Source organism: Azoarcus sp. DD4 (assembly GCF_006496635.1).
Taxonomy (GTDB): Bacteria; Pseudomonadota; Gammaproteobacteria; order Burkholderiales; family Rhodocyclaceae; genus Azoarcus.
The window spans coordinates 342,067-367,564 of sequence record NZ_CP022958.1; the positions used below are offsets into that span (position 1 = coordinate 342,067).

Genomic DNA, 25,498 nt, shown 5'->3' on the forward strand with positions numbered 1-25,498 from the left:
GCCGTGCTGGCCCGTATCGTTGAGTTTTCCCTCACCCAGCGCCTGCTGGTGCTGGTGCTCACCGCGCTGCTGGTGGGCGCCGGCGCAGTGGCGCTGCGCAGCCTGCCGATCGACGCCTTTCCCGACGTGTCGACCACCCAGGTCAAGATCATCGTCAAGGCGCCGGGCATGACACCGGAAGAGGTCGAGGCGCGCATCACCGTGCCGATCGAGCAGGAGCTGCTGGGCATCCCGGCGCAGCGCATGCTGCGTGCCGTCTCCAAGTATGGCATCACCGACATCACCGTCGATTTCGACGACGGCACCGACATCTACTGGGCACGCCAGCAGGTGGGCGAACGCCTCGATGCGGCCATGGCCGAGCTGCCGGCGCAGGCCAGCGGCGGGCTGGCGCCGATCACCACGCCGCTGGGCGAGATGTTCATGTTCACCATCGAGGGCCCGCTGTCGCTGGAAGAAAAGCGCACCCTGCTCGACCGGGTGATCCGCCCGCAACTGCGCACCATCCGCGGCGTGGCCGATGTGAACAGCCTCGGCGGCCACGTGCGCGCTTACGAGGTGGTGCCCAATCCGCAACTGCTGGCGGCGCGCGGCATCGGCCTCGACGAGCTGCGCGGTGCGATCGAACGCAACAACAGCAACGACGGCGCTGGCCGCCTCACCGACGGCGAGGAAACCCTGATCGTGCGCGCCGAGGGCGCGGTGGCCAAGGTCGCCGACCTCGCCGCGGTGGTGGTGGCGGATCGCGACGGCGTGCCGGTGCGCTTGGGCGAGGTGGCCGAGGTGCGCATCGGCAGCCTCACCCGCTACGGCGCGGTGACCCGCGACGGTGCCGGCGAGGCGGTGCAGGGCCTGGTGCTCGGCCTGCGCGGCGCCAACGCGCAGGCGGTGATCGAAGGCGTGAAGGCACGGCTGGCCGAACTGGCGCAGTCCTTGCCGCCGGGCGTCTCCATCGAACCCTTCTACGACCGTTCGGCGCTGGTCGACCGCGCGGTCGGCACGGTGTCGAAAGCGCTGCTGGAGGCCATCGTGCTGGTGGTGGTGCTGCTGCTCGCCTTCCTCGGCAACCTGCGCGCCGCGCTGGTGGTGGCGCTGACGCTGCCGCTGGCGGCGCTCGGCACCTTCATCCTGATGCGCTACACCGGGCTGTCGGCCAACCTGATGAGCCTGGGCGGGCTGGCGATCGCCATCGGCATGCTGGTCGATGCCGCGGTGGTGGTGGTGGAGAACGTCGAGACGCAGCTTGCCGAAGGCGGCCCCCAGGCGCGGCTGCCGCTGCTTCACCTGGTCTATCGCGCGGTGCGCGAGGTCGCGGTGCCGGTGGCCTCCGGCGTGGCGATCATCATCATCGTGTTCGTGCCGCTGCTCACGCTGCAGGGGCTGGAGGGCAAGCTCTTCGTGCCGGTGGCGCTGTCCATCGTCTATGCGCTGGCGTCGTCGCTGGTGCTGGCGCTGACGGTGATCCCGGTGCTGGCTTCGCTGCTGCTGAAGCGCGGCGAGACCCACGAGCCCTGGCTGGTGAGGAAGCTCAACGCGATCTATGCGCCGGCGCTGCGGTGGGCGCTGGATCACACCCGCAGCGTGATCGTCGCCGCGCTGGCCTCGCTGGTGCTGGCGGCGGTCGGCTACGCCTTCGTCGGCAAGACCTTCATGCCGACCATGGACGAGGGCGACCTCATCATGCAGCTGGAAAAGCTGCCGTCGATCAGCCTGGCGCAGACCATAGAGATCGACAGCCGCGTGCAGCGTGCCATCCTGGAGCGCGTGCCCGAGGTCAGGAGCGTGGTGGCGCGCTCCGGGTCGGACGAACTCGGCCTCGACCCGATGGGCCTCAACCAGACCGACAGCTTCCTGGTGCTCAAGCCGGTCGCCGAATGGCGGCGGCCCGACAAGGACTGGCTGACCGACGAGTTGCGCAAGGTGGTGGCGGATTTTCCCGGCATCGACGTCACCTTCACGCAGCCGATCGACATGCGGGTGTCGGAAATGCTGACCGGCGTGCGCGGCGACATCGCGATCAAGGTGTTCGGCAGCGATCTTTCCGAGCTCGGCCGGGTGGCGGGCGAAATCGAAGGCCTGCTCGCCGGCATGGCCGGTGCCGAGGACGTATTCACCGCCAAGAACGAGGGCGTGCAGTACCTGCGGGTGGCGATCGACCACTTGGCCGCCGGCCGCCTCGGCCTGTCGGTGGACGAGGTGCAGTCGGCGCTGCGCAGCCTGGTCGAAGGCCAGACCGCCGGCGCGGTGATCGAAGCCGGCCGCCGCGTGCCCATCCTCATCCGCGCCGACGCAGGCGTGCGCGCCAGCGCCAGCGGCTTTGCCGACATCCGCCTCGCGCTGCCGGACGGCGGCGCGGTGCCCTTGTCGGCGGTGGCGCGGCTGGAGCGCGTCGCCGGGCCGGTGAAGGTGGATCGCGAGAACGGCAGCCGCTACGTCACCATCCAGTCCAATGTGCGCGGGCGCGACCTCGTCAGCTTCGTCGAGGAAGCACAGGCGAAAGTGGCGGCGGGCGTGCAGCTGCCGGCCGGCTACCGCATCGAATGGAGCGGCCAGTTCGAGAACCAGCAGCGCGCGGCTGCAAGGCTGGCGGTGGTGGTGCCGGTGGCGCTGCTGCTGATCTTCCTGCTGCTGTTCTCCACCTTCGGCTCGGTGCGCCAGGCCGTGCTGGTACTGGCCAACGTGCCCTTCGCGCTGGTGGGCGGGGTGTTCGCGCTGCTGCTGGCGGGCGAGTACCTGTCGGTGCCGGCCTCGGTCGGCTTCATCGCGCTGCTCGGCATCGCCGTGCTCAACGGCGTGGTCATGGTGACCTACTTCAACCAGCTCATCGCCCAGGGCATGCCGCTTGCCCGCGTGGTGGTGGAAGGCGCCCGCCGCCGCCTGCGGCCGGTGCTGATGACCGCCTCCATCGCCGCCTTCGGCCTGGTGCCCCTGCTCTTCGCCAGTGGGCCGGGCTCCGAGATCCAGCGCCCGCTCGCCATCGTCGTCATCGGCGGGCTGATCAGCTCGACGCTGCTCACCCTGCTGCTGCTGCCCATCCTGTTCCGGCGTTTCGGCGTGGATCGCGCGCCCGCGCCTGTCGCTCAGCCCGCTACCGAGGCCAAGGCATCATGACCGCCAAACCCGATTCCCTGCTCACCCTGATCGCGCCGGCCGCGCTCGAGGACAATCTGGTCGACCTGCTGCTGGCGCTGCCGGCGATGGCCGGCGGCTTCACCACCCACCGCGCCGACGGTCACGGCCGCGAGATTGCCCTGGTGGGTGCCAACGAGAACGTGCGCGGCCGTGGTGACCGCGTCTGCATCCGGCTGGCGCTGCAGGCCGACGCCGTGCAGCCGCTGCTCGCGGAACTGCGCGCCGCGCTGCCCGATGCCAACGTCTTCTACTGGCTCACGCCGCTGATCGATTGCGGGAGGCTGTCATGAAGACGGCCGGCGTCCTGCAATACTCCGTAATGCTGCGCGCTGCACTCGTTCCGCTGGCCGTGCTGCTGGCGGCGCTGCCGGCGCGAGCGCAGGACTATCCGCCCGAGCTGCCGCCCTTGGCCCTGCTGCAGGCGGCCATCGACGGCGCGCCCGAGGTCCGCGCCGCGCAGGCCTTGCGCGAGGGCGGCGAGGCCGAGCGGCGCCAGCTGGTGGCCGGTCCGCACGAATGGACGGTCAATGCCGACTATGGCCGCCGGCGTGCGCGCGATGCCGGCGCCACCGAGCGGACGGCGGAATGGGAAGTGGCCATACAGCGGCCGCTGCGCCTGCCCGGCAAGGCCGACCTCGATCGACGGCTGGGCGATCTGCGGGACGCCGCCGCCGAGTTGAGCCTGGCCGATGCGCGCCACGAGACCGCGCGCGCCGTGCTGGCGGCCTGGTACGACTGGCTGCGGGAACAGACGGCGGCAGGCGTGCTGCAGGCCCAGGCCGGGAGCGCCGCGCGCGAGGCGGCCGCGGTAAGCCGCCGCAGCGAACTCGGCGACGCCTCGCGCCTGGATGCCATGCAGGCGGCGGCTGCCGCCGCGCAGGCCAGCGCCGCCGCGCGGCTCGCCGAGGGCCGCGCCGCTGCCACGGCGGCCAGCCTGCGTCAGCGCTATCCCGAACTCGTGCTGCCGGATCGGCCGTTGCTGGCCGATCCGCCGACGCCCGGTGCCGAACTGGAAGGCCTGGTGGCCACCGCCCTTGCGCACGACCACGGGTTGTTGCTTGCCCGCAGCGTCGCCGATCGCGCCCACGTCGACAGCCTGCGGGCGGCCGCCGAACGCAGGCCGGATCCCACCTTCGGCGTGCGCTACGGCCGCGAGCGCGACAGCGCCGAGCATGTGGTCGGCGCCTACGTGTCGATTCCGCTCGGAGGCGAATACCGCAGTGCCGCCGCCGACGTCGCCCGGGCCGGCGCCGCGGCCTCCGCCGAGCAGGCCCGCGCCGCGGAACGGCGGCTGGCGGCGGAGCTGCGCGCGCGCCACGAAATGGTGATCGCCAGTCACGCGCACTGGCGGCTGGCCGAGGACAGCGCCACCCGGCTGGCCGAAGCGGCGGATCGCCTTGCACTCGCCCAGCGCCTGGGCGAAGCGCCGCTGGCGGAGGTGCTGTTCGCCCGCCGTCAGGCGCTGGATGCAGCATTGCAGGCCAGCGCCGCACGCATCGACGCGCTGGCCGAGCAGGCCAATCTGCGCCTGGCCGCGCATCGCCTGTGGGAAGGCGATGGTGATGGCGACCACGGCGAATGAGGGGCGACGTCTAGAAGCGTGGCGCGTAGGGATTGACGAAGGGGTCGGGCCGGCGCCGATTGGCGGCCTTCTGCGCGTCGTCGGGCGGGCGGACCATGATGATGCTGGCGCGGGCATCCTCGCGCAGGTTGACGGTGGCGCTGGCGCCGCCCTGGTGGTAGCTGCGCATCAGCGCGAGGGCGAGCTGGACGAAGGGCGAACTGACGCCGGTGTTGCCGAGGCGGCGGGTGAGGTCGTAGCTGTTGGCGGGGTCGTCGATGGCGAGCGGGTGTGGCGTGGCCTCGGCGCCCATCGCCAGCGCCAGCGGAATGATCCGGCGGCCTTCGCCGGCGGTGTCGTAGAAGAGGCGGGTGGGGGCGTTGCCATCCGGCAGGGTCGCCAGCGCCTGCTTCCAGCCCTCGGCCATGGCGGTGGCGCGGTGGCGGTCACCCTGCGGACCGGACGGCGCATCGAGCGGAACCTCGACCGGGCGGTGCAGGTAGCCGAGCAGCGGGGCGTTGTCGTATTCCTCCATCTGCCACTTGGTCCAGCGCACCGGCACCCAGGGGTTGGGCTTGAAACCGCTGGTGCGTTTCCAGAACGGGGCGAGGGTGCCCTGGGCGCCGTCGGGGTCGATCCGGGCGATGAGTTTTTGCTGGCGTTGGTGCCAGAACTGCCAGGGCATTGTGTCTTGGTTGTCGGGCAGCGTGGCATAGTCGGTGTCGGCATCCCAGTAGTCGTTCCAAAGCCGGATGACGTCGTATTCCGTATCCTCCAGGTTGATGTCGTAGGGCACTTCTACGGTAAAGGGCCGAATGTCGCGATCGACGCGGTCGGAGCGGGTGACCAGAACGGCGACGATGGAGTCGAATACTGCGGGGACGAAGCGCTCGTCGCGGTCTCGTCCAGGGCGGAGATCTCCACTATCCGCACTAAGCAAGAGCGCGGCGGGAAGCTGGGGGTGTTGCTCGAAAAAATCGAAAAGCTGGCTGACAAGTTGATCGGCACCTTCACCCTGTCGCTGGTCAACTACGGTGAACAAGTGGATCGCCATGCCGCCATTCTGTCGGCCACGACCAATTCGCCAGGCCGGCTGCATATGATTGACCGGGCCGGCGACGATAACGGGGATCGGCCAGCGCTCAACCCAACCGTCCAATGCCGACTCGAAGGCGTCGGCTTCGCGTTTGTCGTAGTCCTGGCCACGGTTCATCGAAGACCATTCGTAGTCCTTGGAGGCTTGCGACAAAGCGCTGTTGTATGGGTCGTTGCGTCTATCGATGGTTTCCCAGATGCGATGCTGACGATGGCGATCAAGGGTCAGACCCACGCCGCGAACCTCAAGCGAAAATCGGCGATCTTCGCGCAGCTTTGATGGGCTGCCTGCTTCCTGCGACGCTGCAATTTGAGCGGGAGCGTGCTCAGCTGCAATGACCTTGGAACCCGTTGCGAACCAAAGGCCTGTGAACAATGAGCTTGCGAGGAGGAGCGGCGGCATTGCCAGCGTAACGACTCGCGATAGCGTGCTCTTGGTTCCTATGGAGATAGATGGAATGTAGGAAAGGGCTAATAGCCACAACGTGAAGGAGCCCAGCGTCAGCAGGAACAGCATCATCAGGTTGGGACGCTTGCGTTGGATTCGTGTCGGGTTCATGGCGAATAGGACAACCGATGGGAGTTTGCGCGTTCGGCGAGGGTTTCACTGACGATCGGGTGGGGTGGCGTCTGCTCTGCCAGGTCGATAGGCAATTCCCCGCTTTTGTAGTAGTGCCAGGTAGCGGCCAGCAGCGTCTGGACAGGATTTTTCAAGTCGGCGTACCGCGACATGCTGGTCACGGTCTTTGGAATATCCGTTCGCCAATCCGCCATCGCAATTAACAACTTCCGCCACGCCGGATCATCGAGCGACCTGCCCTGCCCCAGCGCCACATCCATTGCCGTCACCCAGCGGTGGTGCTCCTGGTTGCTGACGATGGCGGAGTGGTAGGAGTTGGGAATTCCGACCTTATCGTCGTCCTGCAAGCGCTGGCGTGCTTCATCCGGCGTTTCGTCGCGCGTTACGTAAACCATGCCGTTCGTCCGCCGCTCGACCTTGTGCACCCTGGTCCGGCCGCCGTCGGTCTTGCCGCTATTGAATTCCGCTTCGATTTCCTGGGGTGTAGGCAGCAGCTCGCGATTGACCAGATCGGGCCGTTCGTAGTCAGGGGTTCTGAGCTTGAACTTGCCGTTGGTGATCGAGATGGCTGCTTCGATCGGGTCGAACCCGATGCGACCGACATAGCGCGGATCCTGCTGCAAGCCGGTGCCGAGCTCGCCGGTATGGAGGTTGGGTTTATGCGGAGGGTTGAGCGCTTCGCCGGTAATGGAACGGCGTTCGCCGATTTCGGGCTCCATCCGGCTCCAGTTGGTCGATGCATCGGCGTCGTAGGCGGGTTCGCCTTTCAGTCGCATGACGTAGTCGTGAGGTGGTGTGTTGCCGACCATCGACGCTGCCCCGTCGCGTTCGCGCCAGCTCCAGACACGCTGAAAAAAGCGTGGTCCCAGGCGTTCGAGGATGGGGTGTTCCCGCACGTGACCGAGCGCGTCGGCGTACTTCATGGTGTCCGGAACCCCCAGGGCGCCGATCCCGCCGACATTGAAGAGGCCCACCGTAAGGTCGTGCGGGCAGAAGTAGAGATACACCTTGCCACGGTTGTCGCGCTCCGCGAACACCGCAAGCGGCCCGTCTGAATTGTCGGGTTCGAGCGGGCGGCAGCCCTGGTCGGGGCGCCAGCTCGGGCCCGCGTGGCCGCGGTTGGAGCAACCGTAGTCGTTCCATTCCGCCAGCACGGGCGAGGGGTGCGGCTCCGCGCAGACTTTCTGCACCAGGTTGACGAGCGTTTCCACGCGCGCCCGTGTGGTTTGCTGTTCCGAGCCGCTTTGGGTGAATTGATCTACGAGCGGTTCGTGCAGGCCGTAGGGAGGATGCTGCAGGATCAGGCAGTCGGCCGGACGGGTGAGCCAAGCCTGGGCGGCGAGTGAGATCAGGCAACCCTGGCTGTGGCCGATGAGGGTTACTGTTTCGTCGGGATCGACCTGCCGGATGGTTTCGACCAGGGCGACCAGTCGCTGAATGGCGAGCGCCATGTAGCGCCGCTCCGGCGCCTGCAGCAGCGGGTGGGCGATGTCGGCGCTACGGTCCGCTATCCAGGTAAACAAGTTGGCGTTGAAGCAGCCCTTGAACATGTCGGGGATGTTGCTGGTGGCATTGACGAACATGCCGCCGCCTTTGGCGAAGTCGCGATCCAGCCGGTTGCCGTGACGATCGACGACTTCGCCATTGATCAGCTTCTTGCCGATTTCCTTCTTGCTCGCCCGATACCCCCAATAGAAGGGAATGACCGGGCTGCGCGTCCGTTCGTTGTTGCGCAGCCGGAAGTACACCTTGTCCGGGTCCGGCACGACCTGCTCGCCCGGAACAGGCAGGGTGTAATCGTTGGGAAAGAGGTCGTCCCGCGCCAGACGTTCGTTGAGGCCGACGCACAGCCCGTTATCCAGTGCGTCGTAGTTGGCGCCAAGGTCATTGACGCCATGAACAATGATGATCACGCCCGGCATGGCACGCTCGACCTCCACGGGGTGGTCGCGCCAGCGATTGGGCAAGGTCGTTGCGCTGCCGCGGCCGATCTCGCGCGGCGACGTGGTGGTGGCGGTCATGGAACGATCCGGGGGCCTGGTCGGGCGTTAGTCAGTCGAGTGGCGCGTACGGATTGACGAAGGGGTCGGGCCGGCGCCGATTGGCGGCCTTCTGCGCGTCGTCGGGCGGGCGGACCATGATGATGCTGGCGCGGGCGTCCTCGCGCAGGTTGACGGTGGCGCTGGCACCGCCGTGGTGGTAGCTGCGCATCAGCGCGAGGGCGAGCTGGACGAAGGGCGAACTGACGCCGGTGTTGCCGAGGCGGCGGGTGAGGTCGTAGCTGTTGGCGGGGTCGTCGATGGCGAGCGGGTGTGGCGTGCCCTCGGTGCTCATGGCGCGCGAGAGCGGAATCAGGCGGCGGCCTTCACCGGCGGTGTCGTAGAAGAGGCGGGTGGGTGCGGTGCCTTCGGGCAGGGTGTCGAGCGCCTGCTGCCAGCCTTCGGCCATGGCGGCGGCGCGGGCCTTGTCGCCCTTGGGGCCGGCCGGTGCATCGAGCGGAACCTCGACCGGGCGGTGCAGGTAGCCGAGCAGCGGGGCCTTGTCGTATTCCTCCATCTGCCACTTGGTCCAGCGCACCGGCACCCAGGGGTTGGGCTTGAAACCGTACTTGCGCATCCAGAACGGTGTCAGCTGATACTGGCCGCCGTTGGGATCGACACGGTCGATCAGCTTTTGCTGACGTTCCTGCCAGAACTGCGTCGACATGAAGCCCAGATCGGTGTGCCGCGGTCCGGCCGGGTCCTCGTCGGCATCCCAGTACGCATTCCAGAGCTGGATGACGTCGTATTCCTTGTCGAGGTAGGTGAGATCGTAGGGAACGTCGGTAAGGTAAGGGCGGATGTCGCGATCGACGCGGTCGGTGCGTGCGACGAGGATGGCGGCGGCGGCGTCGTGAATGTCAGGGACAAAATGCTCGTCGGGTGCGTCGGTCAGCTTGAGTGCTTCGCTGTCGATTCCGAACAAGACGACTGCGGGCAGCTGCGGGTCGGCGTCGAAGAGATCGAAGAGCTGGATGATGAGCTGGTCCGCGCCTTCGCCAACGTGGGAATCCAGCGTCGTGGCAAGGTGGATGGGAAGGCTGGCGTGCTGGTGAGCACCCCGGACGCGCGAAGAGCCGGACGTACGACTCTCAGGGCTTGCCACAAGTACGGGAATCGGCCAGCGCTCGACCCAGCCCTCCAGCACAGACTTGGCGGCGTACGCTTCGCGACTGTCGAGGTCCCGATGTCTTTCGAGACCGGACCATTCATAGTCCGCCGGGTCGTCTGACAACACGCGCTGGAACGGAGAGTCGGCCGCATCGATGGCTTGCCAGATTCCCGATTGCCGGAGGCGGTCGACCGCCAGCCCCACGCCCCGTACTTCCAGTGCGAAGCGTCGTTGCTGAGCTTCGTCGGGGGCAGGAGGGAGGGGTGCCTGGGCGGGAGTGGTTTGTCCGGCTGCGCGCCCCGCGGCCCACCCTTTGTAGCTCGCGATCAACTGGTTCAATGTAATAAGCATGGTGATGGCGAGGACGATGGCGGTCAGGGTGCGGGCACCGTTGGACATCGGGGCTCTGGGTGGCGGGGTGGCGGATTGTTGGGTGGCATTCCCGTCGTGTGGCGTGCCTTGATCTGTTGCATCGGGTGATGCGGCTTCATTCGTGGTGGTCATGTTTATTGGCGTTACGGGTAGCACGACTGGAGAGGTGATGCAGGGCTCGCTGATCGGTGCTTTCTTTCACGACCGCAGCGGGTGGCGTCAAGGGAGGGTCGAATTCCGGAAACTCGCCGACCTGGTAGTAGTTCCAGGTTTTCATGACCAGAGCGCGGACTTCGTCGGACAGGGTGGAGTGGAATAGTCTCGAGTGGCCAAAGCCCTCGCTTGGGTCGGCCCGCCAATCCGCAATGCCGATCAGAATCTTTCGCAATGCCGGATTGTCCAGCGCTTTCCCCTGGCCAATCGCCACATCCATCGCCGTCACCCAGCGGTGATGTTCCTGGTTGGCGATGATGGATGAATGGTAGGAATTGAGCATGCCGGCCGGATCGTCCTGAATCCGCTTTCTCGCTTCCTGCGGCGTCTCTTCGCGATAGACGAGCACGCTGCCGTCCTTCTGCCGCCAGAGCTTGTCGACCAGCACCCTGTCGCCTTCGTCCTTGCCGCGATTCATCTCCGCTGTCAGCTCGGCGGGCGTCGGCAGGGGATGGCGGTCCTGCAGTTCGGGATGTACCCGGTGCACCATGTTGCGCCGGATGGTGGTGACGGCGATGGAGGCGTCGATGGGGTCGAAGGCGGCCCGGCCCTCGTAGCGGGGGTCGCTTTGCCGAGTGGCGGGCAGTTCGCCGTGATGCAGATCGGGTTGGAACGACGGGTTGAGCGCCTCGCCGGTGATGGTGCGCATGGTGTTGGTCTGGACGTCCCAGCGCGCGGCGCTGGTCAGCTTGCTCGCGTCATAGCCGGGTTCGTCGGGCAGTCGCAGGTTGTGCCGGTAGGGGGTGTGCTCGCCGACTTCGCAGCGCTTGCCGTCACGATCGCGCCACGTCCAGATGCGCTGGAAGAAGTTCCGGCCCAGCCTCGAGAGCATGGGGCGCTGCTCGGAACGCTGGCCGGGGATCGAGTATGAGATCGTGTCCGGCACGCCCAGGGTGCCGATGCCCGCCACATTGAGCAGGCCGACGGTCAGGTCGTGAGGGCAGAAGTAGAGATAGACCTTGCCGCGGTTGTCGCGCTCGGCAAAGGTGACATAGGGTGAATCCGATGCTTCCGGCGCGGCCGGTCGGCATCCTTCATGAGGCGTCCAGCGCAGTCCTGTCCGACCTTTGCTGGCTGGCGAGCTGCTGAGCAGGGCTTCCAGCGGTGGGGCGTCATGCGCTTGCGCGCATACCCTTTGCACCAGGTTGATCAGGGTCTCGACGCGCGCATGCGTCGTCTGCTGCTCGCCACCGCTTTGGGCGATGGTGTCGAGCGGTGGCGCATGCAGCCCGTATGGCGGGTGATTGAGGATCAGGCAGTCCGCCGGCCGTTTCGTCCATGCCTGGGCGAGCAAGGAAATCAGGCAGCCCTGCGAGTGCCCGACCACCGTGATGGTCTCGTCCGGGTCTACCCGGCGGATGGTGTCGATCAGCGCCGCCAGGCGCCTGGCAGCGAGCGCCATGTAGCGTCTGTCGGGAGCTTGCCGCAGCGGATGGGCGATATCGCTGAACTTGTCGCTGATACGCACCAGCAGGCTGCTGCGGAAGTTGCCGCCGAACATGTCCACGATATTGCTGGTGGCGTTGGCGAACATGCCCCCACCCTTGGCGTAGTCGCGGTCCAGTCGATTGCCATGCACGTCTACGACTTCGCCATTGATCCGTTTCCTCCCGATCTCCCGATGGTTGGCGCGGTAGCCCCAGTAGAAGGGGATGACCGGGCTGTTGCTGCGGTTGTTGAGGCGCAGGCGGAAGTAGATCTTGTCGGGGTCCGCCACGGCGTCTTCGCCGGGGACAGGAATGGTGTAGTCGTTCGGGTAGAGGTCGCTGCGGTCCAGCCGCTCGTTGAGTCCCATGCACAGGCCGTTGTCGAGTGCCGGGTAGTGGGTGCCGAGGTCGTTCACCCCATGGACCAGGATGATCACGCCGGGCAACGCGCGTTTGACTTCCACCGGATGGTCGCGCCAGCGGTTGGGCAGGGTGGTGGCGCTGCTGCGGCCGATTTCGCGCGGCGGCATGGTGGTGGCGGACATGGGCGAAGCCGTGAGGCTGGCTGTGGCGAACGCGTCGGATTATGCATTATGCAAATTGCAATTGTCATTTCCTGCATTCGTTTTCCCACCGGAAAGCACGACGCCCCGCCGGCTTGCGCCGGGCGGGGCGTCGTTGGGGCCGTGCCGCGGAAGCTGCGCGGCCGGCGGCGGTCAGGCCGCCTGGATGCGCGGGGCGGCGATCGCGGTGGCGTCTTCCACCTTGGGCTTGGGCTTGCGCGAGATCTTCACCGGCGACATCGCAGCGAGCGCGTCGGCCTGCAGTTCCGGGCTGAGGAAGGGGGTGAGGCCGCGCGGCTGGCGCGGATGCGGGGCGAAGTCGCGGGCGGCGGCTTCGATCTGGGCCTTGTTGGCGCTGAAGTAGCGCGCGGCCTGGATCACGCGCGGCGCGTTCTTCAGCAGGTGCCACAGGCTCCAGCGGTGCTGCCAGATGCGCTTGCTGAAGCGGCGGCGGTAGGCCTTGCTGTCGTAGTAGCGGCGCACGTGCCAGTTGTAGAGCGCATCCATCTGCTCGCGCGATTCGAAGCCGTTGGGTTTGAAGACGAAGTTGAGGCAGTTCATCAGCCGCCAGTCCTCGATGAAGTCGCCTTCCTTGCCGGACACGCATTCGTCCCAGATCGGCGCGCCGTACATCGGGCTGAACTTGGTCATGTTCATCTCGTCGAGGTCGAGGTCGAGGATGAAGTCGCTCGTGGCCTTCAGGGTTTCCGGCGTTTCGCCCGGCAGGCCGAAGATGAAGAGGCCCTTGGCGCGCAGCCCGGCGGCGTGGATCTGCTCCACCGTCTTGCGTACCGCGTCCAGCGTCACGCCCGTTTTGTGGCGTTCCATCATGCCGGGGTCGGCCGATTCGATGCCCATCGACACCATCAGCGCGCCGGCGCGCTTGAGCAGCGCCAGCATTTCGTCCGAAGTGTGGCCGGTGCGGATCGCACAGTTGAAATCCACCCCCAGCGGCTTGGCGATGAGCAGTTCGCAGAGGTCGTGGATGCGCTTCTTGTGGGCGGTGAAGAGGTCGTCGTAGATGTTGATGTGGTGCACGCCGAAGGTGTCGCGCAGGTGCCGGATGTGGTCGTGCACGTATTGCGGCGAGTTGTACTTGTAGAGCCGCTCGTACACCGTGCGGTCGCAGAACGAACAGGTGTAGGGGCAGCCGCGCGAGGTGATCATGGTCGCGCCCCAGCGCTTCTCGTAGGAGAACAGCGGCAGGTGGTAGCCGTGAGGAAAGCCGGCGAGCTTTTCGTAGGCGGGGAAGGGCAGTTCGTCGAGGTCGAGGATGCGGGTGCGGCGCTCGTTGATGATGGCGCGGCCGGTATCGTCGCGGTAGATGATGTTGGCGATGTCCTTCGGCGCCAGGCCGTTGGCCACGTCCAGGATGGCGCCTTCGCCCTCGCCGATGCAGAGGTAGTCGATTTCCGGGAAGTGCTCCAGCAGCGGCGCGCCGATCGACGAGGTGTGCACGTTGCCGAAGAAGGTCTTCACGTGCGGCAGCTTCTGCTTGATCTGCTCCGCCATGTCCACCGCGTCCATGAAGCCCGAGGTAGTGGCGGAAAAACCCACCAGCTCGGGCTTGGTGGCGATGATCTGGGCGACGTTCGCTTCCAGCGAGGCCGGCGCGTAGGGGCCCATGCAGTCGTGCAGCTGGGTGGGATGGCCGTGCTTTTCCAGCCAGGACGCCAGCTGCAGGATGCCGATCGGCGCCATGCGGTTGGCCAGTATCGTGAAGTCGGGCTGGCCGGGCACGAAATTGAACCCGGCGGGATGGACGAGGGTTACGCGCATGGTCGGGGCTCTCTAGCGTTGGGTCTAGTTGTGGGCAAAACTGTTTTGCCCCGATTGTGCGTGATTTCGGCCTTGGCAGTAAGTGGTTTTCTATGCGCTCCGCGAAAAAATATCCAGCGAATTCATCGGTCTGGACGCGACACGGGTCCGGGCTGCGCTGGCTGCACAGGCCGCGCGGAACTACGGCCCTGCTAGGGATGGCGGCGATAGACGGTGAGGTGGTCGGTGCCGGATTCCGGCGCCCACACTTCGCCCGGCCGGCCGAGGATCTGGCGGATGGCCGCGCCCGGCTGCGGCGACGGAAACGCGGTGAAGCGCTCGCTGAGCGGATCGAAGTGCAGCATGGCATTGGCGCCGAAGTCGCTCACCCACACCTCGTCCTGCGGGTCCACGTACACCGCGTAGGGCTTGGGAGCATCGCCCGGCAGCTTCCACGCGCGCCACGCGCCCGTCCTGGGGTCGTAGCGCGACAGCTGGCCGGACGACCATTCGCTCACCCAGATCCGCCCCACCGAATCCGCCCACACCCGGCGCGCGCCCTGGCGCGGCGTCGGCGGCTCCAGCGCCTGCGCGCGGCCGCTGGCGGTGTCGATGCGGGCGATGTGGTTGCCGGCGAGCGAGGCGTAGTAGATGTCGCCGGAGGGCGTGGCGGTGATGCCGTAAGGGCCGCGCCCGCGTGGCGCGTCGAACACCCGCAGCTCGCCGCTGGCCGGGTCCAGCCGGCCGTAGATGCCGGACTGGCCGGTGAACCACAATATGCCCTTGCCGTCGAAGGCGGCGGTGTTGAGGTTGGCGTAGCCGCTGTCGGGCGGCAGCGGGAAACGGCGCACCTCGAAGCTCTTGGGATCCACCCGCACGATGGCGTTCAGCCCGCTGTCGGTAATCCACGGCGCGCCGTCCGGGCCCACGATCACCCCATGCGGCGCCGAGCCGGTGCCCAGCGCGATCTGCCGCGTCTGGCCGGTGGCCGGGTCCAGCCTGCCGAGCGCACCCTGCGCCTGCGCGGTGTACCACACCGGCCCGCCCGCCTCCGGCGCCGGCGCCACGTCGTGCGGATGAGCGCCCGCCGGCACGCGAAAGCGCGTCACCGTCACCTCGGGCGTCTCGGCGGCCGTTGCCGCCGCGGAAACCAGTGCCAAGCCAAACACCCAGGCCTTCCAGCGCATCGCACTCTCCTCCTGCCTGCTATTGCCTGTCCGCCAGCGCCAGCCATTCCTCCGGCGCCACATGCGCGATCACTTCGAAGCCGCCACTGCCGTCCGGCCGCAGCACGACAGCGCCGGCCTCCACCGGCCGCCTGTCCGACACCAGCATGAAGACGTTGCCGTGGCTCACCAGCACGGTGTTGCTGCCGGCCGGCGGCACCGTTGCCAGCAGGGCGCGGGCGCGCCGGGCCAGCGATTCCACCCCGCCGGCGTGCTGCGCGTGCGTCGTGTTCACCAGCCCGCGGTGGGTCTCCACCGGGCCCAGGTTCAGCAGGCGGGCGGTTTCCAGCGTGCGGCAGAATTCGCTCGTCAGCACCCGCGCCACCGGTATCCGCAGCCGCCGCATCGCCTCGCCCACGCGGCGCGCGGTGTCCCGCCCGGCGTCGGAAAGCTGGCGCATCTCGGCGGGCGCGCAGCTTTCCCAGCCGCTGTCCTGGCGCCGGTCGGCCTGCGACCACTCGGTGGCCGCGTGGCGGAAGTAGAGCACGTAGCCGCCCGCCCGCAGCGCTTCCACCAAGGCCGGTTCGACAGCGGCTCCGGGCGCGGGCATTCCCAGCCAGAACAGCAGCAAGCCGGCAATGAAGGCGCGGGGCAAACGCATCGGACCTCCCGCAACGGTGCTCATGGTCCGATATAGCCGGCGCTGCTGCCCGCGTCCACCACCAATCACGTCATATGAAATACGGCTTGCCGTTGCCCATGACGCTGCGATGAATTAGTGTCGCGTTTTCGCATCCGGACTATCCCGCATGGCCAGCGTCCCACCCGGTTTCAAGCCCGGCATCGCCAATCTGGAACGTGCCTGGGGCTGTTCCCCCGACCTGATCGCCGACGCCCAGTGGTCCGGGATGGACGCGATCGACCTCGAAACGCTGCAGGACTTCTGCCGCACCGAACGCAAGCTGCTCATCTTCCGCGCGCCCGGCGGCAACGGCCGCGACGTGCGCGGCCTCGGGCTGGAAATCCGCCCCAAGCCCGCCTGGATGAAACAGAAGACCCACGGCAGCTGGATCGTCGACGGCGGCCGCTTCTACACCAGCGACTGGGACCTGCTCTCCGCCTGGCAACGCAGTGGCGCCGGCTACAGCCGCTACGAACTCGCCGCCGACACCCGCCAGACCACCGAATTCCTCAAGCGCATCAACCGGCAACTGCTGTTCCCGCTGCAGCACGGCGCCAACGACGACTACCTGGACGAACAGGGCAGGCCGAAGAACACCGCAATCGGCAGCAAATTCATCGCAATCGACGAAACGGGACGTATCGACCGCTGCGAAACGCAGGCGGTGATGAAAGCGTATTACGCCACGCGCGGGCTGGTGCCCTGGCTATATGGGTAGGGCGTTCTGAAATGCAGGACGAAGGAATGCTCTTGGCGTAGTTGAAGTCACGGAAAAGCACATAGGAGACTCTTCGATGGACGATCAAACCGCAATTCAATTCGTTCGCGACGTCATCGCCGGAACGAAGCCGCTACTCAGCCAGGAAGTGAAGGCGCTGACCGCGGACCCCAATCCGGAATGGTTCTGCAAGTACAACGGCGCAATGGTGAAGATGCACACCGGCGCGCGGCGGGAAACCCTGTCGGGGGTGAAGTTCGTCGATGTCGATGGCGAGCGCAGCTTTTTCAACATCGGCATGCAGAAGGCGATGAAAGGCGGCGTCGGCCCGAGCAAGGCCATCAACGAACATTGCTACGCCTTCGCATCCTGGACCGCCGGCCTGACCTGGACCGAGGCGAAGGATTTCCTGAAGAAGCTGCTGGACAACAGCGTGGCAATGACGCCGAATTTGAAGAGGAGTTGATTGGGGTGGTAGTTGTCTGTCGGGGGGCGACGATATTGCCGGTTACTGGATAGGGCGCGTAGGGATGTATGAGGATCAGGGGGCGTGGCGGAAGCGCGGGCTGCATATCAATAACATATGGCGGGAGTTCGGCCGGAGAGGACGGTCGTCGCCCCGCCTTTGATCGGTAGTTCTCGATCCCAAGCTGAGCTTCGAGCTTCGAGCTTCGAGCTTCGAGTGGCTAGGGCTGCAAGCGCCTCACTCCCGATGTTCAGTGACTGCTGGTTTGGCGGCTGTTGTATGCCTTGAGGTCGGCAGGCGTTATCTGAGAAGACGCTACCAGTTGATAGTGGCGTTCCTCAACAACCTTGATGTCTCCGTCCTCAACAGTCAGTTCAAACAGTGCGATCTTGTCGTCATTCATAAACTGGGCAGAGATGGCGCGGCAGATCAACGTCGGGAACTTCTCGGCACAACAGGCGATGTCTTGCTGAGTTTGGACAACACCGTGCTTGTCAGTCCCACCCTTGGCCTGCACCGGGATAACGAACTGCCTACCGAACTTATCCACCCCCACGTATATCTCGTCGATCTCAATCTGACCGATGTCGGTAACCGTGGTCCGTAGATGGTTCTGGAGGGAATAGGTAGTGATCCCAAGGAACACGTCAATCAGCCGGTTATATCGAACCTTGGCAAGCAGAGCCTGTTCGTCGGACTGGGCATAGGCCGTGATAATCTCGGGCGTGGAATCGGGAACCTTGATGGTTACCAGACTTTGATTGGGGACGATCCGGTTTGCCGATGCAAGGCGGAAGCGATACTTCGCCCTACCGGCACCCTCGATAATCCACTCTCGACCCTCTGGAGCGGTCTTGGTAATCGCCGCTGGCAAGTCCTTCCGATAGCGGAACGAGTAGAGGACATCGCCAATGTTCTTGGGTAGCTTGATTCCCAGCTTGGTAGCTGTATGCTCGAACTCTTCGCGGGTGAAATCGAATGAGTTATTCTTGGCCGAGTAGTGGTTATCGAATATTTTTTCGATGATGGAGTCGTAGCGGTTCTTCCCTTTATTGGGCACTGGCTGCTTCCCCGTCTTCTTTGCCATAGGTTTTCCGTGTCCGTTGTGCGATGACCGAAGCTGGCACTCTGTAATAGCTTGCAGCCTTGCTCATGTCGAAGTTCAGCAACGTTTCGCCATTACCGAGCGCGACAACCTCTGAAGGCTTCGAGGGCTTCACTCCGAGAGCCTTAACGATTTGACCGGCCACAGCCCTTCCCAGCAGGGGGGGGACACTGTTCCCGATCTGGCGGAAGCCATGCCACTTGGTCACATGGAAGCGGAACCAATCCGGGTAAGAGTGCAGCCGAGCAGCTTCACGTACTGTGATCACTCTTGGGTGGTAAGGGTGAATTGGACGCGGAGAAGTAAATGCCCCTCGGGCGCTATCCGTACCGGCTCGAAGCGTGTTGCAAACCCCTTCCGGATGGAGTTTATGGAAGCGGCTGACAGGCTCTGTCTTACCGTGTTCCGTGTCTATGAAACGCTGCCGGGACAGGTCGGTGTGTTCTGTCCTCAAACTGGCTGTCAGGACATGAGGGGCGAAGTCGCGGGGGTAGCTGAAGTCCTTGGGGTCATCCTCAAAGCCCCTAAGTTGTTTTGCATACATGCTCTTTGACTTGAACTCTACCGGGACAGAATCGGAGTGAATCAATGCGCTGAATTCATCGGCATTGGGCAAGTCGTCAATCGCTTCTTTGACCGTTACACGCCCAGTCGGTGAGGGATATTCCGGCATCGCCTGCCCTTTCCGAGTCCCAATCAAGAACAAACGGCGGCGATCTTGGGGAACACCGAAATCAGCAGCATTCAGCACTTGGTATGGCAGCAATACATCGTATCCGGCATCGCCAAGGGCTTCGATCAATTCGGACAAGAACTGCTTGTGCTTCCCAAGGGTCAGCCCTCTGACGTTCTCGAATACACAGTATTTGGGGTGAAGTTCTTTCACGATCCGTACGTAGTGGAACACCAACTGATTACGTGGGTCGTCCATGACGCGCTTACCGATCATAGAGAAACCTTGGCAAGGTGCGCCACCGAACACACAGTCAATGTCTTCATCGCCCAAGCCAGCACGTTTCCTGATCTCGTCTCCGGTCAGATCAACAACACTCGAACAGATCACCGCTGAGTCAGGGAAGTTGTACTCGTGGACGGCACAGTGGATCGGGTCGATTTCAACAGCAGCAGCCACGTCGAAGCCTGCTTGTTCAAACCCAAGCGAAAGGCCACCCGCCCCCGCAAAAAGGTCGATGCCGATGGGTCGCTTATTTCGCTTCGATGAACTCATGGAGCCTTGTCTTCAACGTCTCTATGTCTTTCAGTTCGCATTGCCACACAACGAACACCTGCCACCCAGCTTCATTGAGCATCCTCTGGTTCTTGGAGTCACGCTCACGGTTCCGGTCGATTTTCGCCTTCCAGAAGTCTTCTCTGCTTTTCGGAAGCCGACCATATTTGCACCCTTCGTGACCGTGCCAGAAGCACCCTCTAACATCAATGATCTTCTTCCTACCGATCATTACGATGTCAGGTTTTCCCGGTAGCTCCTTGCAGTGCAATCGGTATCGAAAGCCCATCCCGTAGATCAGCCTGCGTATCAATAGCTCAGGCTTGGTGTCCTTGGAATGGACCATCGACATGATCTCGCTCCGCTCTTCTTTGGTGCGAGTGTCAATCATTGTAATATTTTCCCATAGGCTGCATTGGGCCGGCTCTCGAAAGAGCATTCGCAGTAAGCACACTTCCGCTTCAGGTTCGTTGCTGACGGTAGACCACCGGCAGGCCAATGGTTGCTCGTGGTCGGACTCTGCACGTCGTCGTTCGCCGCCTCACCGTCCGCTCAGGCCGAGCTGCCGACATCCAAGGCAATCCAACCCCCCATGCTCCTCCTTCAAACCCATCCACTTCGTCTGCCGCCTCACCCCACCCGAACCCCAAACCCGCTCCCCTCCTTCGTGGACGCATCCACCCAGCCGAAGCTCAACCCTTCCTGACCCTCCAGCAGCTTGCCGATGGTGAACTTGGTATTGCTTCCTTTGAAGTGGTCCGCCCCGTTCAGCATGATCACGCCCTTCGGTGGCGTGTCGCCAAGTCCGAGGAGGGTGTTGACGGCCGTCTGGTTGCGTTTCTTCATGCCGTTCGCGCGGACTGCGTATTCGGCGGAATAGACGCACATGTCGTCGGCGCAGGTCACCTGCACGCCGCGTTTCTGCGCCTGATAGATGACGATGGACAGGGGGAGCACGCCCTCCGTCTGCCAGCTCACGCCGTCGAGCGCCCGCGCCATTTCGCTGTCGATCGCGCCGGCATCGGTGGTGATGCCATCCACCCTGTACTGCTGGTCGGCGGCGCTTTCGATCAGCAGGTGGCGCGCGCCCTCGCACTGGAGGAGCGTGAGCACGAGCATCCGGCCCCAGTGGTTGTCGTGATGCTCGCCGATGCCCACCACGCCCCTGGCCATCTGCAGCGGGGCTTCCTGAAACGTGATCTTGCTCATGGCTCCTCCGGTCGTCGGACGGCTGTCTGTAAATGTCCTCAGCATAGGAAGTGGCCGCCGTCGAATCAACGTAATCGGCTTGGGGCGGGCGTACCGGCCTGTTACCCGTTCACGACGCTTCGGACATCGAATCCGGTGGCGGTCGGGAAGCCACTTCGGCCACCTGCGGGCCATCGCCGGGACGACGTTCGGCAGCGCTGACCTGCCTGCCGCTTTGTAGTAGCCTTGCCCCTTTTTCGCCGTTCGGGCGTCGGTTTTGCTATGGCGCAAGGGCTGCCGCGTACGCGTTTCAACACCGCCAGGCTGGTTCGTGTGCTTGCCGACCTTGCCGTGGCGGATGCTGCTGATTCAAAACAGTCTTTTGCCGACAGGCTGGGCCAGTGGCTGGGTTTCAACGATGCCTTGGCGCTGTTTTCCGCGCTCAATCCGGGCCCGGTTGCGGGGGGCGAGCCGCAGTCGGCGTCGTCTGCGGCGGCAGCGGGTTCGGCGGTGCAGGCTTACGCTCGCATGCGCACCGCACTGGCGGAGTCCATTGTCGCGGACGGCGTGTTCCGGCCGGGCAAGGCGCGCATCGAGCTGCCCACGCCGCTGGCCAACATGTCGCTGGAAGAGGCGGCCGATTTCGCGCCTTACCATCGCTACTACCTCGCCCACCAGCGCGACATGAATGCGAGCATCGGCCCGCTGCGCGCCACCGTGCGGGCGACGCTGGCGCAGCGGTCCGCCGAACTCAAGCGCCTGGCGGCGCTGGATGCGGTGATGGATCAGGCGCTGGCGGCGCGCGAGCGCGCGCTGCTGGCGACGGTGCCGGGCTTGCTGGCGAAGCGTTTCGAGCAGCTGTTCGCGGCGCACCAGGCCGCATTGGCCGAAACGCAGGCAGCGGACGATACGCAGCGCTGGATGCAGCCCGGCGGCTGGCTGGCGGTGTTCTGCCGCGACATGCAGGCGGTGCTGCTGGCCGAGCTGGAATTGCGCCTGCAGCCGGTGGCGGGGCTGGTCGAGGCGCTCGAACACGAGTCCGCGGCGCCGCGGCCCTGAGCGGCCCCCCGAGTAGCAGGAAGCGCCCGCTTCAAACGGCGGTGCGCTTCACAACGAGGTAATGAGCAGCAATGAACAGAATCATCTGCGTGGCGGCCTTTGTCGTAGGCCTGGTTGTCGTTTCCTGGGTCGGTGCCGGATACATCGGCGCCAGCCCGCTGGCCCTGACCATGACGGCCCTCATCGGCGCCGTCTATCTGGCGGGCGCGCTGGAACTGCAGCGCTTCCACCGCGCTACCGCCGCGCTGGCGCAGGCCTTGGCGGCGATTCCGGCCGACCTCGCGCATCCGGGCGAATGGCTCGCGAAGCTGCCGCCTTCCCTGCAGAACCCGGTGCGGCTGCGCATCGAAGGCGAGCGCGTCGGCCTGCCCGGCCCGGCGATGACGCCCTACCTGGTGGGGCTGCTGGTGCTGCTGGGGATGCTGGGCACCTTCCTCGGCATGGTGGTCACGCTCAAGGGCGCGGTGCTCGCGCTGGAGAGCACCACCGACCTGCAGACCATACGCGCCGCGCTCGCCGCGCCGGTCAAGGGCCTGGGCGTGGCCTTCGGCACCTCGGTGGCCGGCGTGGCGGCATCCGCCATGCTGGGGCTTATCTCGGCGCTGTGCCGGCGGGCGCGGCTGCAGACGGCGCAGCTGCTGGACGACAAGATCGCCACCGCACTGCGCGGCTTCTCGCTCGCGCACCAGCGCCAGCAGACCTTCAAGGCGGTGCAGGCGCAGTCCGAGGTGCTGCCGCAGCTGGTCGACAAGTTGCAGGCGATGATGGCGCAGATGGAGCGCAGCAGCAGCCAGGCCAACGATCGCCTGCTGGCCGAGCAGGAACGCTTCTACCGCGAGGCCAAGGGGATGTACGCCGAACTGGCGGCCTCGGTCGACAGCTCGCTCAAGGACAGCCTGACGGCCAGCGCCCGGCTGGCCGGCGCAACCATACAGCCGGTGGTCGAGGCCACGATGGCCGGCATCGCCCGCGAAACCACCGCCCTGCAGGCACGCGTGGCCGACAGCGTGCAGACCCAGCTCGACGGCCTGGCCGAACGCTTCGACGGCACCGTCACCACGGTGACGCAGGGCTGGACGGCGGCGCTGGCCGAACACCAGCGCAGCAGCGCCGCGCTCAACGACGGCCTGCAGACTTCGCTTGCCGCCTTTGCCGCTACCTTCGAGCAGCGTTCGGCGGCGCTGCTGGCCTCGGTGGAAGGCAGCCATGCCGGCCTGCGCGCCACGCTGGCAGCCACGACCGGCGAACTGGCGCAGGAAACCGGCGCGCTGCACGCCCGGCTGGCGAATACCGTCGAAGCCCAGCTCGACGGCATCGCCACCCGCTTCGACAACACCGTGACCACCGTGGCGGATACCTGGACGACCGCGCTGGCGCGACACGAGCGCAGCAGCGAAGCGGTGAGCGGCAAGCTGGAGGGTTCGCTGCAGGCCTTCGTCGATACCTTCGAGCAGCGTTCGGCCGCCCTGTTGGCTTCGGTGGAAGGCAGCCACGCCGGCCTGCGCGCCGAACTGGCGGCGGCAACCCGCGGTCTGGCGCAGGAAACCGGCGCGCTGCACGCCAGGCTGGGCGAGACGGTCGAAACCCAGCTCGACGGCCTGGCCGAACGCTTCGGCACGGCGGTGAGCACCGTGGCCGACCACTGGACGACGGCCCTGGCCCGCCACGAGCGCAGCAGCGAGGCGCTGAGCGGCCAGCTGCACAGCGCGCTGCAGGCCTTCGCCGACACCTTCGCGCAGCGCTCGGCGGCATTGCTCGCCACCGTGGGCGATAGCGTCGCCGCCCTGCAGGCCGAGCTGGCGGCGCGCGACACGGCGCGGCTGGCGGCGCAGACCGAGGCGCTGGAGAACATGGTGGCGACGCTGCAGCAGGAATGGCAGCAGGCCGGCGCACACACCTTGGCCCAGCAGGCGCAGATCTGCCAGACCTTGGGCGACACCGCGCGCGACATCGCCGCCGAAGCCCGAACCCAGGCCAGCGGCACCATCGCCGAGGTCACCCGGCTGATGCAGACCGCGGCGGAAGCGCCCAAGGCCGCGGCCGACGTCATCGGCGAGCTGCGCAAGGAACTCTCCGCCAGCATCGCGCGCGACAACGACATGCTGGTCGAGCGCAGCCGCATCATGGAAACGCTGGCGGCGCTGCTCGATGCGATCAACCACGCCTCCACCGAGCAGCGCGGCGCGATCGACGCGCTGGTGGCGTCCTCCGCCGCCGCGCTGGAACACGCCGGCAGCCGCTTCACCGACAGCATCGAGGCCGAATCGAGCAGGATGACCGAGCTTGCCGGCCAGATCAGCGGCGGCGCGGCCGAGGTGGCGAGCCTGGGCGAAGCCTTCGGCGCGGCGGTGCAGCTTTTCAGCGACTCCAACGACAAGCTGATGACGACGCTGCAGCGCATCGAAGGCTCGCTCGACAAATCGATGGCGCGCAGTGACGAGCAGCTCGCCTACTACGTGGCGCAGGCGCGCGAGATCATCGACCTGTCCATCATGTCGCAGAAGCAGATCGTCGAAGACCTGCAGCGGATGTCCGGTAAGCAGGCAACGCTGGCCGGCGGGGTGTGAGCATGGACGAGATCGACGCCGGCATCGAGCATTCCGCTCCGGTCTGGGCGGTGTTCGGCGACCTCATGGCCGGTCTGCTGGGTGCCTTCGTGCTGATCCTGGTCGGCGTGCTGGGCGTGCAGATGGAGCTGACGAGCACGCTGGAGGCCGAGGTGGAAAAGCGCCGCATCGAGGAGCAGCGGCGCGAGGCGCTGGAAAAGGCGCTGGCGGTGCCGCTGGCCTCGGGCCGGGTGACGTTGAACGACGGCCGCATCGGCATCAGCGGCAGCGTACTGTTCGCGCTCAATTCCGACGAGCTGCAGCCCGAAGGCCAGCAGTTGCTCAGGAGCCTGGCGCCGCCGCTGGCCGCCTACCTCGCCACCCGCGACGAGATGCTGATGGTGAGCGGCTTCACCGACGACAGGCCGGTGCGCGACACCAACCGCCAGTTCGCCGACAACCTGGAGCTGTCGGCCCAGCGCGCGCTGACGGTGACGCGGGCGCTGATCGCCGAGGGCCTGCCGTCCTCGTCCATCTTCGCCGCGGCCTTCGGCCAGGAGCAGCCGGCGGCGTCCAACTCGGACGCCGACGGCCGCTCGCGCAACCGGCGGGTGGAAATGGCGCCGGTGCCGAAGTCGGGCAAGGGCGGCGCGGCGGCAAATGGCTGAGTCCGCGCTGCCGCGGGACGACGCCCCCGGCGCGTCGATCGAGGCCTTGCGGGCGCGCGGCGCGGCGCGCTTCGACCCGGCCGGCTTCCGCTTTCTGGAGGCGATGGCGCACCGCACGGAATCCCGCGGCGATGCCGCCGCCGGGCGGCTGGCGCAGCGGCTGGCCGAGGCGGTGGCCGCGTTCGGCGAGCGCTTCGACCGTGCCCGCGATCAGGCCGATCGGGTGCTGGCGGACGCGACAGCGCGCTTTCCCGATGCGGCCGATGCGCTGCAGCAGTGCCACGCGGCCGGTGATTTCGGCGGAATGCGGCGCCTTGTCGCCCGGCTGGCGGCGTGCGAGGGCAATGCGCCGCTGACCGGGCTGCTCGACCACATCCGGGCGCACACGACAGTGGCGCCGGCGGGCGGGGCGGCCGATGCCGCGGCGGCTTCGGCGGCCACCCGGACCGAGCTGAAGTCCATGCGCTACTTCCGCAGCACCTGGTCGAAGCTCAGCGTCGAACGGCAGATGACCGAGGCCTACGCCCAGGCACCGGAAAACGCCGGCCCGCTCAATTCCCACTTCCTGGTGCTGCGGGCGCTCACCCAGATGCGCGACACCGCGCCGGGCTACCTCGAACAGTTCCTGTCCTACGTCGATGCGCTGCTGTGGCTGGATCAAGTGGACAGCAGCCGTGGCCCGGCACAGAAGACGGCCGCGCGCGACAAGAAGCGCAAGCCCGGCCGGGGCGGCGCGTCGACTGCTGCCTAGTGCAGCGGAGCGGAGGCCACGGGTTGGCCTGTCTGATCCCTTCCCTTCAAGGGGGTGAGACAGGGGTTTC

The 25,498-nt window shown here is 66.2% G+C and carries 20 protein-coding genes and 1 pseudogene; 9 read left to right on the forward strand and 12 right to left on the reverse strand.

All coding sequences use genetic code 11. The features are described from left to right. Window positions 1–3: 3 nt before the first annotated feature. From CJ010_RS01690 to CJ010_RS01700, 3 genes are read left to right on the forward strand one after another with little or no spacing between them, the layout of a single operon-like run. Window positions 4–3,111 carry an efflux RND transporter permease subunit gene (locus tag CJ010_RS01690; protein WP_141016428.1) on the forward strand — a complete coding sequence of 1,036 codons (3,108 nt, stop codon included), beginning with the start codon at window positions 4–6 and terminating at the stop codon, window positions 3,109–3,111. After that, window positions 3,108–3,422 carry a DUF3240 family protein gene (locus CJ010_RS01695; RefSeq protein ID WP_141016429.1) on the forward strand — a complete coding sequence of 105 codons (315 nt, stop codon included), beginning with the start codon at window positions 3,108–3,110 and terminating at the stop codon, window positions 3,420–3,422. Before CJ010_RS01690 ends, CJ010_RS01695 begins: the two co-directional genes overlap by 4 nt. Beyond that, window positions 3,419–4,714, forward strand: coding sequence for a TolC family protein (locus CJ010_RS01700; RefSeq protein ID WP_141016430.1), 1,296 nt, complete (start codon window positions 3,419–3,421; stop codon window positions 4,712–4,714). Before CJ010_RS01695 ends, CJ010_RS01700 begins: the two co-directional genes overlap by 4 nt. A 10-nt stretch (window positions 4,715–4,724) precedes the next feature. Here CJ010_RS01700 and CJ010_RS25675 read toward each other — a convergent pair whose 3' ends face one another. From CJ010_RS25675 to CJ010_RS01735, 8 genes and pseudogenes are all read right to left on the reverse strand, one after another. Further along, on the reverse strand, window positions 4,725–5,633 hold the full coding sequence (locus CJ010_RS25675; RefSeq protein ID WP_371415699.1) for a hypothetical protein: 909 nt from the start codon (window positions 5,631–5,633) through the stop codon (window positions 4,725–4,727). A gap of 42 nt (window positions 5,634–5,675) precedes the next feature. Beyond that, window positions 5,676–6,347, reverse strand: a pseudogene (locus CJ010_RS25680) (DUF2875 family protein); the annotation flags it as partial. Continuing rightward, window positions 6,344–8,389: a DUF3274 domain-containing protein gene (locus CJ010_RS01710; protein ID WP_141016432.1), complete on the reverse strand. Its 2,046-nt coding sequence runs from the start codon at window positions 8,387–8,389 to the stop codon at window positions 6,344–6,346. The pseudogene CJ010_RS25680 and the gene CJ010_RS01710, both read right to left, overlap by 4 nt. Before the next feature lie 31 nt (window positions 8,390–8,420). Then, window positions 8,421–9,917, reverse strand: a complete 1,497-nt coding sequence (locus tag CJ010_RS01715; RefSeq protein WP_168224882.1) for a DUF2875 family protein — start codon at window positions 9,915–9,917, stop codon at window positions 8,421–8,423. Between the two features lie 88 nt (window positions 9,918–10,005). Next, a complete protein-coding gene (locus CJ010_RS01720) occupies window positions 10,006–12,075 on the reverse strand; it encodes a DUF3274 domain-containing protein (protein WP_141016434.1) in 2,070 nt (689 codons plus the stop codon). A 171-nt stretch (window positions 12,076–12,246) separates the two neighbouring features. Next, the gene (locus tag CJ010_RS01725; protein WP_141016435.1) at window positions 12,247–13,872 is read right to left on the reverse strand and encodes a B12-binding domain-containing radical SAM protein; all 1,626 of its coding nucleotides are present in this window, start codon (window positions 13,870–13,872) and stop codon (window positions 12,247–12,249) included. 191 nt (window positions 13,873–14,063) lie between these two features. After that, window positions 14,064–15,038 (reverse strand): lyase, encoded by a 975-nt coding sequence (locus tag CJ010_RS01730; RefSeq protein ID WP_141016436.1) that lies wholly within the window; start codon window positions 15,036–15,038, stop codon window positions 14,064–14,066. Between the two features lie 19 nt (window positions 15,039–15,057). After that, on the reverse strand, window positions 15,058–15,678 hold the full coding sequence (locus CJ010_RS01735) for a histidine phosphatase family protein (RefSeq protein ID WP_168224883.1): 621 nt from the start codon (window positions 15,676–15,678) through the stop codon (window positions 15,058–15,060). A gap of 148 nt (window positions 15,679–15,826) precedes the next feature. On the opposite strand from CJ010_RS01735, the gene CJ010_RS01740 reads away from it, so the two are divergent. Together CJ010_RS01740 and CJ010_RS01745 are read left to right on the forward strand one after the other, a co-directional pair. After that, the gene (locus tag CJ010_RS01740) at window positions 15,827–16,417 is read left to right on the forward strand and encodes a hypothetical protein (RefSeq protein WP_141016438.1); all 591 of its coding nucleotides are present in this window, start codon (window positions 15,827–15,829) and stop codon (window positions 16,415–16,417) included. Between the two features lie 76 nt (window positions 16,418–16,493). Continuing rightward, window positions 16,494–16,883, forward strand: a complete 390-nt coding sequence (locus CJ010_RS01745) for a hypothetical protein (RefSeq protein ID WP_141016439.1) — start codon at window positions 16,494–16,496, stop codon at window positions 16,881–16,883. Between the two features lie 250 nt (window positions 16,884–17,133). Here the strand turns inward: CJ010_RS01745 and CJ010_RS01750 are convergent, their stop codons facing one another. From CJ010_RS01750 to CJ010_RS01765, 4 genes are all read right to left on the reverse strand, one after another. After that, window positions 17,134–17,970, reverse strand: coding sequence for an endonuclease (locus CJ010_RS01750; RefSeq protein ID WP_141016440.1), 837 nt, complete (start codon window positions 17,968–17,970; stop codon window positions 17,134–17,136). Beyond that, window positions 17,933–19,216, reverse strand: a complete 1,284-nt coding sequence (locus CJ010_RS01755) for a DNA cytosine methyltransferase (protein ID WP_141016441.1) — start codon at window positions 19,214–19,216, stop codon at window positions 17,933–17,935. The genes CJ010_RS01750 and CJ010_RS01755 overlap by 38 nt, the downstream gene beginning before the upstream one ends. After that, window positions 19,194–19,607, reverse strand: coding sequence for a very short patch repair endonuclease (locus tag CJ010_RS01760; protein ID WP_141016442.1), 414 nt, complete (start codon window positions 19,605–19,607; stop codon window positions 19,194–19,196). Before CJ010_RS01760 ends, CJ010_RS01755 begins: the two co-directional genes overlap by 23 nt. 239 nt (window positions 19,608–19,846) lie before the next feature. Beyond that, window positions 19,847–20,425 carry a hypothetical protein gene (locus CJ010_RS01765; RefSeq protein ID WP_141016443.1) on the reverse strand — a complete coding sequence of 193 codons (579 nt, stop codon included), beginning with the start codon at window positions 20,423–20,425 and terminating at the stop codon, window positions 19,847–19,849. A 261-nt stretch (window positions 20,426–20,686) separates the two neighbouring features. Here CJ010_RS01765 and CJ010_RS01770 point away from each other — a divergent pair, with 261 nt between their 5' ends. The 4 genes from CJ010_RS01770 (at window position 20,687) to CJ010_RS01785 (ending at window position 25,428) form a co-directional block, all read left to right on the forward strand. Continuing rightward, window positions 20,687–21,463 (forward strand): DUF3348 domain-containing protein, encoded by a 777-nt coding sequence (locus tag CJ010_RS01770; RefSeq protein ID WP_141016444.1) that lies wholly within the window; start codon window positions 20,687–20,689, stop codon window positions 21,461–21,463. Between the two features lie 71 nt (window positions 21,464–21,534). Then, window positions 21,535–24,030, forward strand: coding sequence for a DUF802 domain-containing protein (locus CJ010_RS01775; protein WP_141016445.1), 2,496 nt, complete (start codon window positions 21,535–21,537; stop codon window positions 24,028–24,030). A 2-nt stretch (window positions 24,031–24,032) separates the two neighbouring features. Next, window positions 24,033–24,677 (forward strand): OmpA family protein, encoded by a 645-nt coding sequence (locus CJ010_RS01780; RefSeq protein ID WP_141016446.1) that lies wholly within the window; start codon window positions 24,033–24,035, stop codon window positions 24,675–24,677. Next, on the forward strand, window positions 24,670–25,428 hold the full coding sequence (locus tag CJ010_RS01785; RefSeq protein WP_141016447.1) for a DUF2894 domain-containing protein: 759 nt from the start codon (window positions 24,670–24,672) through the stop codon (window positions 25,426–25,428). Before CJ010_RS01780 ends, CJ010_RS01785 begins: the two co-directional genes overlap by 8 nt. Window positions 25,429–25,498 lie beyond the last annotated feature (70 nt).

Bases quoted from the DNA above. Each gene is read 5' to 3' on its own strand.
- CJ010_RS01760 (WP_141016442.1), bottom strand. From the start codon at position 19,607: ATGATTGACACTCGCACCAAAGAAGAGCGGAGCGAGATCATGTCGATG.
- CJ010_RS01725 (WP_141016435.1), bottom strand. From the start codon at position 13,872: ATGCGCGTAACCCTCGTCCATCCCGCCGGGTTCAATTTCGTGCCCGGC.
- CJ010_RS01715 (WP_168224882.1), bottom strand. From the start codon at position 9,917: ATGTCCAACGGTGCCCGCACCCTGACCGCCATCGTCCTCGCCATCACC.
- CJ010_RS01755 (WP_141016441.1), bottom strand. From the start codon at position 19,216: ATGAGTTCATCGAAGCGAAATAAGCGACCCATCGGCATCGACCTTTTT.
- CJ010_RS01735 (WP_168224883.1), bottom strand. From the start codon at position 15,678: ATGCGTTTGCCCCGCGCCTTCATTGCCGGCTTGCTGCTGTTCTGGCTG.
- CJ010_RS01695 (WP_141016429.1), top strand. From the start codon at position 3,108: ATGACCGCCAAACCCGATTCCCTGCTCACCCTGATCGCGCCGGCCGCG.
- CJ010_RS01770 (WP_141016444.1), top strand. From the start codon at position 20,687: ATGGCGCAAGGGCTGCCGCGTACGCGTTTCAACACCGCCAGGCTGGTT.
- CJ010_RS01765 (WP_141016443.1), bottom strand. From the start codon at position 20,425: ATGAGCAAGATCACGTTTCAGGAAGCCCCGCTGCAGATGGCCAGGGGC.
- CJ010_RS01700 (WP_141016430.1), top strand. From the start codon at position 3,419: ATGAAGACGGCCGGCGTCCTGCAATACTCCGTAATGCTGCGCGCTGCA.
- CJ010_RS01730 (WP_141016436.1), bottom strand. From the start codon at position 15,038: ATGCGCTGGAAGGCCTGGGTGTTTGGCTTGGCACTGGTTTCCGCGGCG.
- CJ010_RS01750 (WP_141016440.1), bottom strand. From the start codon at position 17,970: ATGGCAAAGAAGACGGGGAAGCAGCCAGTGCCCAATAAAGGGAAGAAC.
- CJ010_RS01720 (WP_141016434.1), bottom strand. From the start codon at position 12,075: ATGTCCGCCACCACCATGCCGCCGCGCGAAATCGGCCGCAGCAGCGCC.
- CJ010_RS01785 (WP_141016447.1), top strand. From the start codon at position 24,670: ATGGCTGAGTCCGCGCTGCCGCGGGACGACGCCCCCGGCGCGTCGATC.
- CJ010_RS01740 (WP_141016438.1), top strand. From the start codon at position 15,827: ATGGCCAGCGTCCCACCCGGTTTCAAGCCCGGCATCGCCAATCTGGAA.
- CJ010_RS01775 (WP_141016445.1), top strand. From the start codon at position 21,535: ATGAACAGAATCATCTGCGTGGCGGCCTTTGTCGTAGGCCTGGTTGTC.
- CJ010_RS01780 (WP_141016446.1), top strand. From the start codon at position 24,033: ATGGACGAGATCGACGCCGGCATCGAGCATTCCGCTCCGGTCTGGGCG.
- CJ010_RS01745 (WP_141016439.1), top strand. From the start codon at position 16,494: ATGGACGATCAAACCGCAATTCAATTCGTTCGCGACGTCATCGCCGGA.
- CJ010_RS01710 (WP_141016432.1), bottom strand. From the start codon at position 8,389: ATGACCGCCACCACCACGTCGCCGCGCGAGATCGGCCGCGGCAGCGCA.